Genomic DNA, 13,897 nt, shown 5'->3' on the forward strand with positions numbered 1-13,897 from the left:
AACCGATGCGTTCAGGTGTGATTGCAAAGAAGGTGGGAATGACCCGCATCTATAACGATGCCGGCGAACACGTTCCCGTCACCGTTCTCCAGATGGAGAACTGCCAGGTCGTGGCCCAGCGCACGCAGGAGAAGAACGGCTACACCGCCGTCCAGCTCGGCGTTGGCCTTGCCAAGGTGAAGAACACGTCGAAGGCGATGCGCGGCCATTTCGCCGCCGCCTCCGTCGAGCCCAAGGCCAAGGTCGCCGAGTTCCGCGTCTCCGCCGACAACATGATCGACGTCGGCGCCGAGCTGACGGTCGAGCATTTCGTCGCCGGCCAGAAGGTCGACGTCACCGGCACCTCGACCGGTAAAGGTTTTCAGGGCGTGATCAAGCGGCACCACATGGGCGGTGGCCGCGCCACGCACGGTAACTCGGTCTCGCACCGCACGCACGGCTCGACCGGCCAGCGCCAGGACCCCGGCAAGGTGTTCAAGGGCAAGAAGATGGCCGGCCACATGGGCGACACCCGCGTCACCACGCAGAATGTGGAGGTCGTCTCGACCGACGCCGACCGCGGCCTGATCCTGATCCGCGGCGCGGTTCCCGGTGTCAAGGGCGCCTGGATCCTGGTTCGCGACGCCGCCAAGGTTGCGCTGCCGGCCAATGCGCCGAAGCCTGCCGCGATCCGTGCCGCTGCCGCCAAGAACGAAGCCCCGGCCACTGAGGGAGCCGAATAATGGATCTCAAGATCACAACGCTGGGCGGCAAGGACGCCGGCAAGGTGAAACTCTCCGAGGAGATTTTCGGCCTTGACCCGCGCGAGGACATCCTGCAGCGCGTCGTGCGCTGGCAGCTCGCCAAGAAGCAGCAGGGCACGCACAAGGCCAAGGGCCGCGCCGAAATCGCGCGCACCGGCGCCAAGATGTACAAGCAGAAGGGTACGGGCCGCGCCCGTCACCACTCGGCTCGCGCTCCGCAGTTCCGCGGCGGCGGCAAGGCACACGGCCCGGTCGTTCGCAGCCATGAGCATGAGTTGCCGAAGAAGGTCCGCGCGCTTGGCCTCAAGCACGCTCTCTCGGCCAAGGCCAAGAGCTCTTCGCTGATCATCGTCGACGAGCTGAAGCTCACCGAAGCCAAGACCAAGGCGCTGGTGGCGAACCTCGAGACGCTCGGGCTCACCAACGCCCTGGTGATCGGCGGCGCCGAGCTTGACCAGAACTTCAAGCTGGCCGCGACCAACATTCCGAACATCGACGTGCTGCCCATCCAGGGCATCAACGTCTACGACATTCTGCGCCGCGGCACGCTGGTCCTTTCGAAGGCCGCCGTCGAGGCTCTCGAGGAGCGCTTTAAATGACCGACCTTCGTCACTACGACGTGATCGTCTCGCCGGCGATCACCGAAAAGTCGACCATGGCTTCCGAGCAGAACCAGGTCGTCTTCAACGTCGCCAAGAAGGCGTCGAAGCCGGAAATCAAGGCTGCCGTGGAAGCTCTCTTCGGCGTCAAGGTGACGGCTGTGAACACGCTCGTCCGCAAGGGCAAGATCAAGCGCTTCCGCGGCACCGTTGGCCGCCAGGGCGACGTCAAGAAGGCGGTTGTGACGCTGGCCGACGGCCAGTCGATCGACGTCGCGACGGGTCTCTGAGCAAGGCCGCGAGGACAAGACAATGGCACTTAAGAAATTCAACCCGGTAACGCCGAGCACCCGCCAGCTGGTCATCGTCGACCGCTCGGGCCTCTACAAGGGCAAGCCCGTCAAGGGCCTGACCGAAGGCCTGACCAAGTCGGGCGGCCGCAACAACTACGGCCGCATCACGGCCCGCTTCATCGGCGGCGGTCACAAGCGTTCGTACCGCATCATCGACTTCAAGCGTAAGAAGTACGACGTCGTCGGCACGGTCGAGCGTATCGAATACGATCCGAACCGCACCGCCTTCATCGCGCTGATCAAGTATGACGACGGCGAGCTGTCCTACATCCTGGCCCCGCAGCGTCTTGCCGCCGGCGATAAGGTCGTGGCTGGCGAAGCGGTCGACGTGAAGCCGGGCAACGCGATGCCGCTGGCCTCGATGCCGGTCGGCACGATCGTCCACAACATCGAGCTGAAGCCGGGCAAGGGCGGCCAGGTCGCCCGTTCGGCTGGCGGTTACGCCCAGCTCGTCGGTCGCGACCAGGGCATGGCTATCTTGCGCCTCAACTCGGGCGAGCAGCGTGTCGTGCACGGCTCCTGCATGGCTACCGTCGGCGCTGTGTCGAACCCCGACCACGGCAACATCAACGACGGTAAGGCCGGTCGCACCGTGTGGCGCGGCAAGCGCCCGCACAATCGCGGCGTGACCATGAACCCGGTCGACCATCCGCATGGCGGCGGCGAAGGCCGCACCTCGGGTGGCCGTCATCCGGTTTCGCCCTGGGGCAAGCCGACCAAGGGCAAGAAGACGCGGTCCAACAAGGCGACCGACAAGTTCATCCTGCGCTCGCGTCATCAGCGCAAGAGCTAAGAAGAGGTAACGCCAAGTGACTCGTTCGATTTGGAAAGGCCCCTTCATCGACGGCTACCTTCTCAAGAAGGTGGACAAGGTTCGTGAAGGTGGTCGCAATGAGGTGATCAAGATGTGGAGCCGTCGCTCCACCATCCTGCCGCAGTTCGTCGGCCTCACCTTCGGTGTCTACAACGGCCAGAAGCACGTTCCCGTCTCGGTGAACGAGGACATGGTCGGCCACAAGTTCGGTGAATTCGCTCCGACCCGGACCTATTACGGTCATGGCGCGGATAAGAAGGCGAAGAGGAAATAATCATGGGCAAGGCCAAAGCTCCGCGCAGGCTTGCTGATAACGAGGCTCGTGCCGTTCTGCGCACGATCCGCATCAGCCCGCAGAAGCTCAACCTGGTTGCCGCGCTGATCCGCGGCAAGAAGGTCGCGACAGCGCTTTCCGACCTCGAATTCTCGGCCAAGCGGATTTCCGGCACGGTCAAGAAGACGCTGGAATCGGCGATCGCCAACGCGGAAAACAATCACGACCTCGACGTCGACGCTCTCATCGTGGCGGAAGCCTATGTTGGCAAGTCGATCGTCATGAAGCGTTTCCACGCTCGTGGCCGCGGCCGCGCCAGCCGTATCGAAAAGCCGTTCTCGCACCTCACGATCGTCGTTCGTGAAGTCGAGGAAAAAGGGGAGGCCGCATAATGGGCCAGAAAGTCAATCCGATCGGGCTGCGTCTCGGCATCAATCGTACCTGGGATTCGCGCTGGTTCGCGAACACCGGCGAGTACGGCCAGCTGCTGCACGAGGACCTCAAGATCCGCAAGTATCTTGAGAAGGAACTCAAGCAAGCCGCGATCTCGAAGGTCGTGATCGAGCGTCCGCACAAGAAGTGCCGCGTCACCATCCACGCCGCGCGTCCGGGCCTCATCATCGGCAAGAAGGGCGCCGACATCGAGAAGCTTCGCAAGAAGCTGACCGAGATGACGAAGTCCGAAACGCATCTCAACATCGTTGAAGTGCGCAAGCCGGAAATCGACGCCACGCTGATCGCCCAGTCGATCGCCCAGCAGCTCGAGCGCCGCATCGCGTTCCGCCGCGCCATGAAGCGCGCCGTTCAGTCGGCCATGCGCCTCGGCGCCGAAGGCATCCGCATCAACTGCTCCGGCCGTCTCGGCGGCGCCGAAATCGCGCGCATGGAGTGGTACCGCGAGGGCCGCGTGCCGCTGCATACGCTGCGCGCGGATGTCGACTACGGCACGGCCGAGGCGAACACGGCTTACGGCATCTGCGGCGTCAAGGTGTGGGTGTTCAAGGGCGAGATCCTCGAGCACGACCCGATGGCTTCCGAGCGCCGTGCGACCGAAGGTGATGCCGCGCATGGCGGCGGCGGTGCCGGCGGTGAGCGCGAACGCGGTCGTCGTCGCGAGAACGCCTGAGACATTTGAGAATTTGGAGTTAGAACGATGCTGCAGCCAAAGCGCACAAAGTTCCGCAAGCAGTTCAAGGGCCGTATCCACGGTACCGCCAAGGGCGGCACCAATCTGGATTTCGGCGGTTTCGGGCTGAAGGCGCTTGAGCCGAACCGCGTCACCGCGCGCGAGATCGAGGCGGCCCGCCGCGCGATCACCCGCGAGATGAAGCGCGCCGGTCGCGTCTGGATCCGGGTGTTCCCGGACCTGCCGGTCACCTCGAAGCCGACCGAAGTCCGCATGGGTAAGGGCAAGGGCGCCGTTGACTACTGGGCGGCGCGTGTCAAGCCCGGCCGCATCATGTTCGAGATCGACGGCGTCAGCGAGGAGACCGCGCGTGAAGCGTTGCGTCTCGGTGCCGCCAAGCTCTCGGTCAAGACGCGCTTCGTGCAGCGCATCGCAGAATAAGGACAGGCGATCATGAAAGCCGAAGACATCCGGACCAAGACCCAGGATCAGCTGAGCGACGACTTGGCAGCCCTCAAGAAGGAGCAGTTCAACCTGCGCTTCCAGAAGGCCACCGGCCAGCTAGAGAAGACCGCGCGCGTGAGACAGGTCCGCAAGGACATCGCGCGCATCAAGACCATCGCCGCGGAAAAATCCGCGGCCAAGAAGGCTTAAGGACGAGAACCATGCCAAAGCGCATCCTGCAGGGCACCGTCGTCAGCGACAAGAATGAGAAGACGGTCGTGGTCAAGGTCGAGCGTCGCTTCACCCATCCGGTGATGAAGAAGACCGTGCGCATGACCAAGAAGTACAAGGCGCACGACGAGAACAACGCCCACAAGGTCGGCGACCAGGTGTTCATCCAGGAATCGAAGCCGATTTCGAAGGACAAGCGCTGGATTGTCGTCTCTTCGGATCAGGCTTGATCCGGGCGAACGAACCGAATTTTGGACAGACCGGGGAGGGGTGAAGCACCCGTCCCGTTAGAAAAGAAGAAGGCGGCCAGTCATGATTCAGATGCAAACAAACCTCGACGTCGCGGACAATTCCGGCGCCCGTCGTGTCATGTGCATCAAGGTGCTGGGCGGCTCGAAGCGGAAGTATGCATCCGTCGGCGACATCATCGTGGTGTCGATCAAGGAAGCCATTCCGCGCGGCCGCGTTAAGAAGGGCGATGTGATGAAGGCGGTCGTTGTTCGCACGGCCAAGGACATCCGCCGCCCGGACGGCAGCGTGATCCGTTTCGACAAGAACGCGGCCGTTCTCGTCGACAATAAGAAAGAGCCGATCGGCACCCGTATCTTCGGACCGGTTCCGCGCGAGCTGCGCGCCAAGAACCACATGAAGATCATCTCGCTCGCGCCTGAAGTGCTGTAAGGAGCCGGACCAATGCAAAAGATCAAAAAAGGCGACAAGGTCGTCGTGCTTGCCGGCAAGGACAAGGGCCGTTCGGGCGAAGTCCTGTCAGTGCAGCCGAAGGAAGACACCGCGGTCGTCCGCGGCGTGAACCTCATTCGCCGTCACCAGAAGCAGACCCAGTCCCAAGAGGGCGGGATCATCACCAAGGAAGCGCCGATCCACCTGTCGAATATCGCGCTGGCCGACCCCAAGGACGGCAAGCCGACCCGCGTCGGCTTCACCATCCAGAAGGATGGCAAGAAGGTGCGCGTCGCCAAGCGTTCGGGAGAAGTCATCAATGGCTAAGGCTGAAACCAAGCAGGCAACTGCCAAGAACGAGCCGCGCCTCAAGAAGGTCTACAACGAGACCATCCGCAAGGCGATGCAGGAGCAGTTCGGTTACGACAACGAGATGCAGGTTCCGCGCATCGACAAGATCGTGCTGAACATGGGTGTCGGCGAGGCAACCGCGGACTCCAAGAAGCCCTCGGTCGCGGCCGAGGACCTCGCGATGATCGCCGGCCAGAAGGCCGTCGTCACCCGCGCCCGCAACTCGATTGCCGGCTTCAAGGTGCGCGAGAACATGCCGATCGGCGCCAAGGTCACGTTGCGCAAGGAACGCATGTACGAGTTCCTCGACCGCCTCGTGAACATCGCGCTGCCGCGCGTTCGCGACTTTCGCGGACTGAACCCGAAGAGCTTTGACGGCCGTGGCAACTACGCCATGGGCATCAAGGAACACATCGTGTTCCCGGAGATCAACTACGACAAGGTTGATCAGGTCTGGGGCATGGACGTCATCGTTTGTACGACGGCGAAGACGGACGACGAGGCAAGAGCGCTGCTCAAGGCCTTCAACTTCCCCTTCCGCCAGTAACGGCAGCGAAAAAGGAAACATCTGAAATGGCAAAGACCAGCTCAGTCGAGAAGAACAACCGGCGCCGCAAGCTCGCCGATCAGTACGCCGCCAAGCGCACGGCGCTCAAGGCCATCATCATGGATCAGTCCAAGCCGATGGAAGAGCGTTTCCGCGCTCAGTTGAAGCTTTCGGCGCTGCCGCGCAACTCGGCCAAGATCCGTATCCGCAACCGCTGCGAAGTGACGGGCCGTCCGCGCGCCTATTATCGCAAGCTGAAGCTTTCGCGTATCGCGCTTCGCGATCTGGGCAACACCGGCCAGATCCCGGGCCTGGTCAAGTCGAGCTGGTAAGGAGACACTGAGATGTCATTGAGCGATCCTCTCGGCGATATGCTGACCCGCATCCGCAACGCCTATGGCCGCAAGAAGTCGAGCGTCTCGACTCCGGCCTCGCGTCTGCGCGCCCGCGTCCTCGAAGTGCTGAAGTCGGAAGGCTATATCCGCGACTACAGCCAGACCGATTTCGAAAACGGCAAGTCGGAAATCGAGATCGAGCTGAAATATTTCGACGGCGCCCCGGTCGTACGCGAAATCGCGCGCGTCTCGAAGCCTGGCCGTCGCGTCTATGTCTCGGCCAAGTCGATCCCGCACGTCGCCAACGGCCTCGGCATCGCCATCCTTTCGACGCCGAAGGGCGTCATGGCCGACCATGAAGCGCGTGAGCAGAATGTCGGCGGCGAGATCCTCTGCCAGATCTTCTAAGGGTGAATGGTCAGTGGTGAATAGTGAATGGTGAAACTGCACGGACTTCGATCGCGCTATTCACCATTTTACCATTCACCATTCACAGCAGTTAAGGAAAGAAGGAGACAAAAATGTCTCGTATCGGAAAAAAACCCGTTTCGCTGCCGCAGGGCGTGACCGCGTCCGTCAACGGCCAGACCGTGACGGCTAAGGGCCCCAAGGGCGAATTGAAGTTCGTGGTGAACGACGAAGTGCTGGTGAAGATGGAGAACAACGAGATCTCCGTCGAGCCGCGCGACCAGACCAAGAACGCCCGCTCCAAGTGGGGCATGTCGCGCACGCAGATCGTCAACATCCTGCAGGGCGTGAAGGACGGCTTCGAGAAGAAGCTCGAGATCACCGGCGTCGGCTATCGCGCTGCGTTGCAGGGGAAGAACCTGCAGCTGGCGCTCGGCTTCAGCCACGACGTGGTCTATCAGACGCCGCAGGGCATCACCATTACGGTGCCGAAGCCGACCGAAATCACGGTCTCGGGCATCGACAAGCAGCAGGTTGGCCAGGTCGCCGCCGAGATCCGCGAATATCGCGGCCCCGAGCCCTACAAGGGCAAGGGCGTGCGCTATTCCGACGAGCGCATCGTGCGCAAGGAAGGCAAGAAGAAGTAATAAGCTTGGCCCGGGAAAGTTGCAGACTTTTCTGAAAGGGCCGGAGAAGTGTAACGCCGCGGGGAGCGGCCGCGGGAGGCTTGGCCTACCGCACAGGGTTGCCCCCGTTTTCTGAAGGCAAGGAACTGACATTATGGCAAGCCCCAAAGAAACCATCCAGCGCCGCGCGCAGCGCGTGCGCCGCCAGCTGAAGAAGGTCGCCGGCGAGCGTCCGCGGCTTTCGGTGCACCGCACCTCGAAGAACATCTACGTCCAGGTGATCGACGACGCCAACGGCCACACGCTGGCCGCAGCCTCGACGCTCGAGAAGGACCTCAAGGGTTCGCTCAAGACCGGCGCCGACACCGCTGCCGCTGCCGCGGTCGGCAAGCTGATCGCCGAGCGCGCCACGAAGGCAGGCGTCAAGGAAGTCGTCTTCGACCGCGGCCCGTACATCTATCACGGCCGCGTCAAGGCGCTGGCCGAGGCTGCCCGCGAGGGTGGTCTGAGCTTCTAATGCATGATCCCGAACCGGGAGGTCCGCGCAGCGAAAAGTTGCAGACTTTTCGGACAAGATCATGCAAAGGAGAAATTCGCCGCTGGCGACCCGCATGAGGCGTCGGCAAACAGCAACCCGTGCTTCCGGAAAAGAACAAGGAACAGGATATGGCACAGGAACGTAGAGAAGGCGGCCGCGGCCGCGAGCGTGAAGAGCGCGACGACGGCATGGTGGACAAGCTCGTCCACATCAACCGCGTCGCCAAGGTGGTGAAGGGTGGCCGTCGTTTCGGCTTTGCCGCTCTCGTCGTCGTCGGCGACCAGAAGGGCCGCGTCGGCTTCGGCCACGGCAAGGCGCGCGAAGTGCCGGAAGCGATCCGCAAGGCGACTGAATCGGCCAAGCGCGACATGATCTTCGTGCCGCTGCGTTCGGGCCGCACGCTGCATCACGACGTCGAGGGCCGTTGGGGCGCCGGACGCGTTCTGCTGCGCGCCGCCAAGCAGGGTACCGGCATCATCGCCGGCGGTCCGATGCGCGCCGTCTTCGAGACGCTCGGCATGCATGACGTGGTCGCCAAGTCGATGGGTTCGTCGAACCCCTACAACATGGTTCGCGCCACCTTCGACGCGCTGAAGAGCCAGATGCATCCGAAGGATGTGGCTGCCGCACGCGGCATCAAGTACTCGACCCTTCAGGCCCGCCGCGGCACCGCCGTTGCGGCTGAAGAATAGTCGACGCTGACCAGGGATTTCGACCATGGCCAAGAAAGCTACCAAGACCATCACCGTCGAGCAGATCGGCTCCCCGATCCGCCGGCCGAAGGAGCAGCGCGCGACGCTGGTCGGCCTCGGCCTGAACAAGATGCACAAGCGGCGCACGCTGGAAGACACCCCTTCCGTGCGCGGCATGATCGCCGCCGTCCAGCACCTCGTCCGCGTCGTGGACGAGGCCTGAACGGAAGCGCAGGAGAAGAATGATGAAACTCAACGATCTGCGTGACAAGGACGGCGCCACGCACTCCAGGAAGCGCCTCGGTCGCGGCATCGGCTCCGGTTCGGGCAAGACCGCCGGTCGCGGCGTCAAGGGTCAGAAGGCCCGCTCGGGCGTTGCCATCAACGGCTTCGAGGGTGGCCAGATGCCGCTCTACCGGCGTCTGCCGAAGCGCGGCTTCAACAACCTGTTCGGCAAGAGCTTCGCGGTTGTGTCGCTGGCCAAGATCCAGGCGGCGATCGACGCCAACAAGCTCGACGCCAAGGCGGCCGTGACGGCCGAGGCCCTGGTTGCCGCCGGCGTCATCCGCCGCGTCAAGGACGGCGTGCGCGTGCTGTCCGACGGCGAGCTCAAGGCCAAGCTCTCCTTCGACGTGGCCGGCGCCTCCAAGGCCGCGATCGAGAAGATCGAGAAGGCCGGCGGTTCGGTGAAGCTGCCGGAAGCGGCCACCGCCGAGTAACGGCGATTTGAAGCGCGGCCGACCGGGATGACTTCGCATTTTCCGTCGAACCGCGCTTTGACCAGATGAATTGGGCGGCCGCGTCAACGCGGCCGCTTGCATGTTTACGGTCCGGAGCTTATCTCGTGGGCTTCGGTGACACGCGCTGCCTGAGCTGCGGGCATCGAGCGTGACATGGAAATCAATGAAGTAGAGCGTGATGTCGTCCGAAAACCGCTTCACACTTTTCGGCATCATGCTCTAGCGGAGAATCAGGCATGGCCTCGGCTGCTGAACAACTAGCCTCCAATCTGAATTTCGCGGCCTTCGCCAAGGCCGAGGATCTCAAGAAGCGCATCTGGTTCACCATCGGCGCGCTGCTCGTCTACCGCCTCGGCACCTACATCCCGCTTCCCGGCATCAACCCCGACGCTTTCGCCCAGGCCTTCTCCTCGCAGAGCAAGGGCGTGCTCGGCATGTTCAACATGTTCGCCGGCGGCGCCGTGCAGCGCATGGCGATCTTCGCGCTGGGCATCATGCCTTACATCTCCGCCTCCATCATCATGCAGCTGATGACCTCGGTCATCCCGTCGCTGGAAACGCTGAAGAAGGAAGGCGAGCAGGGCCGCAAGATCATCAACCAGTACACGCGCTACGGCACCGTGCTCCTGGCGCTGATCCAGGCCTACGGCATTTCGATCGGTCTCGAGGGCGGCAACGGCATCGTCAACGATCCCGGCATGTTCTTCCGCATCTCGACGGTCGTCACGCTGGTCGGCGGCACCATGTTCCTGATGTGGCTCGGCGAGCAGATCACCGCGCGCGGCATCGGCAACGGCATTTCGCTGATCATCTTCTCCGGCATCGTCGCCGGCCTGCCGCGGGCGATCTCCGGCACGCTGGAACTTGGCCGTACCGGCGCGTTGTCGACGGGCCTCATCCTCGCGATCATCGTGCTGGCCATCGTCGTCATTGCGCTGATCGTTTTCTTCGAGCGCGCGCAGCGCCGCCTGCTCATCCAGTATCCGAAGCGTCAGGTCGGCAATCGCATGTTCCAGGGCGATACCTCGCACCTGCCGCTGAAGCTCAACACCTCGGGCGTCATCCCGCCGATCTTCGCGTCCTCGCTGCTGCTTCTGCCGGCGACGGTCGCGGGCTTCTCGCAGGCGACGAACCTGCCGGCCTGGGCAAGCACGATCCTGGCCTCGCTCGGCCATGGCCAGCCGCTCTACATGATCTTCTATGCGGGCATGATCGTCTTCTTCGCCTTCTTCTACACGGCGATCGTCTTCAACCCGAAGGACACGGCCGACCAGCTCAAGAAGCACTCCGGCTTCATTCCGGGCTATCGTCCGGGCGAGCGCACCGCCGAATATATCGACTATGTTCTGACGCGTATCACCGTCATCGGCGCCATCTACCTGGTGCTGGTCTGTTTGCTGCCGGAGTTTCTGATTTCGGCGACTGGCGTACCTTTCTACCTCGGTGGCACATCGCTTCTGATCGTGGTCAGTGTCACGCTCGACACGGTGGCGCAGATTCAGGGTCACCTGATCGCGCACCAGTATGAGGGCCTGATCAAGAAGTCGAAGTTGCGCGGGGGGAAGAGGAGCAGATGAGGCTGATTTTGCTTGGGCCGCCAGGAGCCGGCAAGGGGACGCAAGCACAAAGACTGGTAGAACAACACGGCATACCGCAGCTCTCGACGGGTGACATGCTGCGTGCCGCAGTCCAGGCCGGAACCGAGGTCGGCAAGCGTGCCAAGGCGGTGATGGATGCCGGTGAGCTGGTCTCGGATGCGATCGTCAACGCCATCGTCGCCGAACGCATCGATCAGCCGGATTGCGCCAAAGGTTTCATCCTCGACGGCTATCCGCGCACGCTGGTCCAGGCCGACGCGGTCGAGGCCATGCTCGCCGAGCGCGGCATTGCGCTCGACACCGTCGTCGAGCTCGTCGTCGACGACAAGGCGCTGGTTGGGCGAATCGTCAAACGCGCCGAGGATGCCAAGGCCGCCGGCCAGCCGGTGCGCAAGGACGATAACCCGGCGGTGTTCGAAGAACGCCTGCGCGAATACTACAAGAAGACGGCGCCGCTGATCGGCTACTACTACGCCAAAGGCAAGCTCAAGACCGTCGACGGCATGGCCGGCATCGATGCGGTCACCGCCGAGATCGGCAAGGTGCTCGCGGCCGCGGTGAAGTAGGCCGGGCCGGCAATTGACGATTGCGCTTGACTGGAGTGGGCCGTTGGGGTATGGCGGCCCGTCTTCCTATCAGGCATGGACTTTGCTTGCCCTTGCGGGCAAGGCATCCGCTTTGAACCAGGAAACTCCCGCAAGGGCCGGCCTCCACCGGACGCGGGGCAACTTCGACAGCGCCGGGCATGCCCGGCCCACATGGAGAAAGAGAAGAAAATGGCTCGTATAGCCGGCGTCAACATTCCGACCAACAAGCGCGTCGTCATCGCGCTTCAGTACATTCACGGCATCGGCAAGAAGTTTGCCCAGGAGATCGTCGACAAGGTCGGCATCCCGGCGGACCGCCGCGTCAACCAGCTGACCGACGCGGAAGTGCTGCAGATCCGCGAGACGATCGACCGCGACTACCAGGTCGAAGGCGACCTGCGCCGCGAAGTCTCGATGAACATCAAGCGGCTCATGGACCTCGGCTGCTACCGCGGCCTGCGTCACCGCCGCTCGCTACCTGTCCGCGGCCAGCGCACGCACACCAATGCGCGCACCCGCAAGGGCCCGGCCAAGGCGATCGCCGGCAAGAAGAAGTAATTGAGCGAATAGCGAGTAGTCATTAGCGAGTAGGGCCCCTATTCGCTAATCCCTACTCACTACTCACTACTCGCTTTTATAAGGTGGAGCCGCTGGCATTACGGCGGTGTAGAGATCAACTGAAAGGACTACCATGGCCAAGGAAGCCGCTCGTGTTCGCCGTCGCGAACGCAAGAACATCTCGTCGGGCGTTGCCCACGTCAATTCGACCTTCAACAACACCATGATCACCATCACCGACGCGCAGGGCAATTCGATTGCCTGGTCGTCGGCTGGCGCGCAAGGGTTCAAGGGTTCGCGCAAGTCGACCCCGTTCGCTGCCCAGATGGCTGCCGAGGACGTCGCCAAGAAGGCGCAGGAACACGGCATGCGCATGCTCGAGGTCGAGGTCTGCGGACCCGGCTCCGGCCGTGAATCGGCGCTCCGCGCGCTGCAGGCCGCCGGCTTCACCATCACCTCGATCCGCGACGTGACGCCGATCCCGCATAATGGCTGCCGTCCGCGCAAGAAGCGCCGCGTCTGATTTTTAAGCGCCGCGCGAACGCCACGGCGTTCCTCCGCGGCTTTCCGTGTCGCCCGCCACGATTGGATGGTGGCGGGGCAAAGGAAGGAAGATTTTTATGATCCAGAAAAACTGGCAGGAACTGATCAAGCCGAACAAGATCGAGTTCTCGTCGAAGAAGAAGACGCTGACCACGCTGGTGGCCGAGCCGCTCGAGCGCGGCTTCGGCTTGACGCTCGGCAACGCGCTGCGGCGCGTGCTTCTGTCTTCGCTGCGCGGCGCTGCTGTCACCGCCGTGCAGATCGACGGCGTGCTGCATGAATTCTCGTCCATCGCCGGTGTGCGCGAGGACGTGACCGACATCGTGCTCAACATCAAGGAAATCGCCATCCGCATGGAAGGCGATGGTCCCAAGCGCATGGTCGTTCGCAAGCAAGGCCCGGGTGCGGTGCTCGCAGGCGACATCCAGACCGTGGGCGACGTCGAGATCCTCAACCCCGACCACGTCATCTGCACGCTGGACGAGGGCGCCGAGATCCGCATGGAGTTCACCGTCGACACCGGCAAGGGCTATGTGCCGGCCGAGCGCAACCGCGCCGAGGACGCGCCGATCGGCCTGATCCCGGTCGACAGCCTCTACTCGCCGGTCAAGAAGGTCTCCTACAAGGTCGAGAACACCCGCGAGGGCCAGGTGCTCGACTACGACAAGCTGACCATGAGCATCGAGACCAACGGCTCGATCTCGGGCGAGGATGCGGTCGCTTTCGCCGCCCGCATCCTGCAGGACCAGCTTGCGCTGTTCGTCAACTTCGACGAGCCGCAGAAGGAAGTTGCCGCCGAAGCCGTCACAGAGCTCGCCTTCAACCCGGCGCTGCTCAAGAAGGTCGACGAGCTCGAGCTTTCGGTGCGTTCGGCAAACTGCCTGAAGAACGACAACATCGTCTATATCGGCGACCTGATCCAGAAAACCGAAGCCGAGATGCTGCGCACCCCGAACTTCGGCCGCAAGTCGCTGAACGAGATCAAGGAAGTGCTGGCGGCCATGGGCCTGCATCTCGGCATGGAAGTGCCGGACTGGCCGCCGGAAAATATCGAAGACCTCGCCAAGCGTTACGAAGACCAATATTGAGCATGAATTCCAAGGATCGGC

The 13,897-nt window shown here is 62.8% G+C and carries 25 protein-coding genes; all 25 read left to right on the plus strand.

The annotated features are described in order from the left end of the window. Positions 1–5 precede the first annotated feature (5 nt). The 25 genes from rplC to WDX12_RS26510 all read left to right on the plus strand — a co-directional run bounded on the left by rplC (position 6) and on the right by WDX12_RS26510 (position 13,876). A complete protein-coding gene (gene rplC, locus WDX12_RS26390) occupies positions 6–722 on the plus strand; it encodes a 50S ribosomal protein L3 (protein WP_095765515.1) in 717 nt (238 codons plus the stop codon). After that, positions 722–1,342, plus strand: a complete 621-nt coding sequence (gene rplD, locus WDX12_RS26395; RefSeq protein ID WP_140784986.1) for a 50S ribosomal protein L4 — start codon at positions 722–724, stop codon at positions 1,340–1,342. Before rplC ends, rplD begins: the two co-directional genes overlap by 1 nt. After that, complete coding sequence (locus tag WDX12_RS26400; protein WP_040983033.1) at positions 1,339–1,632, plus strand: 50S ribosomal protein L23; 294 nt, start codon at positions 1,339–1,341, stop codon at positions 1,630–1,632. The genes rplD and WDX12_RS26400 overlap by 4 nt, the downstream gene beginning before the upstream one ends. Positions 1,633–1,654: 22 nt before the next feature. Next, positions 1,655–2,488 carry a 50S ribosomal protein L2 gene (rplB, locus tag WDX12_RS26405; RefSeq protein ID WP_320297977.1) on the plus strand — a complete coding sequence of 278 codons (834 nt, stop codon included), beginning with the start codon at positions 1,655–1,657 and terminating at the stop codon, positions 2,486–2,488. Positions 2,489–2,504: 16 nt separating this feature from the next. After that, positions 2,505–2,783 carry a 30S ribosomal protein S19 gene (gene rpsS, locus WDX12_RS26410; protein WP_015317982.1) on the plus strand — a complete coding sequence of 93 codons (279 nt, stop codon included), beginning with the start codon at positions 2,505–2,507 and terminating at the stop codon, positions 2,781–2,783. A gap of 2 nt (positions 2,784–2,785) precedes the next feature. Next, on the plus strand, positions 2,786–3,175 hold the full coding sequence (gene rplV / locus WDX12_RS26415; protein WP_006205462.1) for a 50S ribosomal protein L22: 390 nt from the start codon (positions 2,786–2,788) through the stop codon (positions 3,173–3,175). Beyond that, on the plus strand, positions 3,175–3,909 hold the full coding sequence (gene rpsC / locus WDX12_RS26420) for a 30S ribosomal protein S3 (RefSeq protein WP_112129139.1): 735 nt from the start codon (positions 3,175–3,177) through the stop codon (positions 3,907–3,909). The genes rplV and rpsC overlap by 1 nt, the downstream gene beginning before the upstream one ends. Before the next feature lie 27 nt (positions 3,910–3,936). Beyond that, positions 3,937–4,350: a 50S ribosomal protein L16 gene (rplP, locus tag WDX12_RS26425; protein WP_027170364.1), complete on the plus strand. Its 414-nt coding sequence runs from the start codon at positions 3,937–3,939 to the stop codon at positions 4,348–4,350. Between the two features lie 12 nt (positions 4,351–4,362). Continuing rightward, a complete protein-coding gene (rpmC, locus tag WDX12_RS26430; RefSeq protein WP_320297976.1) occupies positions 4,363–4,563 on the plus strand; it encodes a 50S ribosomal protein L29 in 201 nt (66 codons plus the stop codon). 11 nt (positions 4,564–4,574) lie between these two features. Next, positions 4,575–4,814, plus strand: a complete 240-nt coding sequence (rpsQ, locus tag WDX12_RS26435) for a 30S ribosomal protein S17 (RefSeq protein ID WP_010909280.1) — start codon at positions 4,575–4,577, stop codon at positions 4,812–4,814. Positions 4,815–4,896: 82 nt separating this feature from the next. Continuing rightward, on the plus strand, positions 4,897–5,265 hold the full coding sequence (gene rplN, locus WDX12_RS26440; protein ID WP_006205457.1) for a 50S ribosomal protein L14: 369 nt from the start codon (positions 4,897–4,899) through the stop codon (positions 5,263–5,265). 12 nt (positions 5,266–5,277) lie between these two features. Next, a complete protein-coding gene (gene rplX, locus WDX12_RS26445) occupies positions 5,278–5,592 on the plus strand; it encodes a 50S ribosomal protein L24 (RefSeq protein ID WP_042642195.1) in 315 nt (104 codons plus the stop codon). Beyond that, positions 5,585–6,163 (plus strand): 50S ribosomal protein L5, encoded by a 579-nt coding sequence (gene rplE / locus WDX12_RS26450; protein WP_320297975.1) that lies wholly within the window; start codon positions 5,585–5,587, stop codon positions 6,161–6,163. Before rplX ends, rplE begins: the two co-directional genes overlap by 8 nt. 26 nt (positions 6,164–6,189) lie before the next feature. Beyond that, positions 6,190–6,495 (plus strand): 30S ribosomal protein S14, encoded by a 306-nt coding sequence (gene rpsN / locus WDX12_RS26455; protein ID WP_042642199.1) that lies wholly within the window; start codon positions 6,190–6,192, stop codon positions 6,493–6,495. A 12-nt stretch (positions 6,496–6,507) separates the two neighbouring features. Beyond that, the gene (rpsH, locus tag WDX12_RS26460; protein ID WP_027170358.1) at positions 6,508–6,906 is read left to right on the plus strand and encodes a 30S ribosomal protein S8; all 399 of its coding nucleotides are present in this window, start codon (positions 6,508–6,510) and stop codon (positions 6,904–6,906) included. A 113-nt stretch (positions 6,907–7,019) separates the two neighbouring features. Continuing rightward, positions 7,020–7,553, plus strand: a complete 534-nt coding sequence (gene rplF / locus WDX12_RS26465; RefSeq protein ID WP_320297974.1) for a 50S ribosomal protein L6 — start codon at positions 7,020–7,022, stop codon at positions 7,551–7,553. A 133-nt stretch (positions 7,554–7,686) separates the two neighbouring features. Continuing rightward, complete coding sequence (rplR, locus tag WDX12_RS26470) at positions 7,687–8,049, plus strand: 50S ribosomal protein L18 (RefSeq protein WP_027170356.1); 363 nt, start codon at positions 7,687–7,689, stop codon at positions 8,047–8,049. Between the two features lie 149 nt (positions 8,050–8,198). After that, positions 8,199–8,762, plus strand: a complete 564-nt coding sequence (rpsE, locus tag WDX12_RS26475; protein ID WP_032933400.1) for a 30S ribosomal protein S5 — start codon at positions 8,199–8,201, stop codon at positions 8,760–8,762. A gap of 25 nt (positions 8,763–8,787) precedes the next feature. Next, positions 8,788–8,985 (plus strand): 50S ribosomal protein L30, encoded by a 198-nt coding sequence (gene rpmD, locus WDX12_RS26480; protein WP_027170355.1) that lies wholly within the window; start codon positions 8,788–8,790, stop codon positions 8,983–8,985. A 22-nt stretch (positions 8,986–9,007) separates the two neighbouring features. Then, the gene (gene rplO, locus WDX12_RS26485) at positions 9,008–9,481 is read left to right on the plus strand and encodes a 50S ribosomal protein L15 (protein ID WP_434722575.1); all 474 of its coding nucleotides are present in this window, start codon (positions 9,008–9,010) and stop codon (positions 9,479–9,481) included. A gap of 257 nt (positions 9,482–9,738) precedes the next feature. After that, entirely contained in the window at positions 9,739–11,079 is a 1,341-nt protein-coding gene (gene secY, locus WDX12_RS26490) for a preprotein translocase subunit SecY (protein WP_320297972.1), read from the plus strand. Beyond that, a complete protein-coding gene (locus WDX12_RS26495; protein ID WP_320297971.1) occupies positions 11,076–11,666 on the plus strand; it encodes an adenylate kinase in 591 nt (196 codons plus the stop codon). Before secY ends, WDX12_RS26495 begins: the two co-directional genes overlap by 4 nt. A gap of 210 nt (positions 11,667–11,876) precedes the next feature. Then, entirely contained in the window at positions 11,877–12,245 is a 369-nt protein-coding gene (gene rpsM, locus WDX12_RS26500; RefSeq protein WP_027170351.1) for a 30S ribosomal protein S13, read from the plus strand. A gap of 133 nt (positions 12,246–12,378) precedes the next feature. Further along, entirely contained in the window at positions 12,379–12,768 is a 390-nt protein-coding gene (gene rpsK / locus WDX12_RS26505) for a 30S ribosomal protein S11 (protein ID WP_006205444.1), read from the plus strand. Positions 12,769–12,865: 97 nt separating this feature from the next. Next, positions 12,866–13,876: a DNA-directed RNA polymerase subunit alpha gene (locus WDX12_RS26510; protein ID WP_320297970.1), complete on the plus strand. Its 1,011-nt coding sequence runs from the start codon at positions 12,866–12,868 to the stop codon at positions 13,874–13,876. Positions 13,877–13,897: the final 21 nt, after the last annotated feature.

The sequence above is a fragment of the Mesorhizobium sp. RIZ17 genome (assembly GCF_051127865.1).
In the GTDB taxonomy this organism is placed as follows: domain Bacteria; phylum Pseudomonadota; class Alphaproteobacteria; order Rhizobiales; family Rhizobiaceae; genus Mesorhizobium; species Mesorhizobium humile.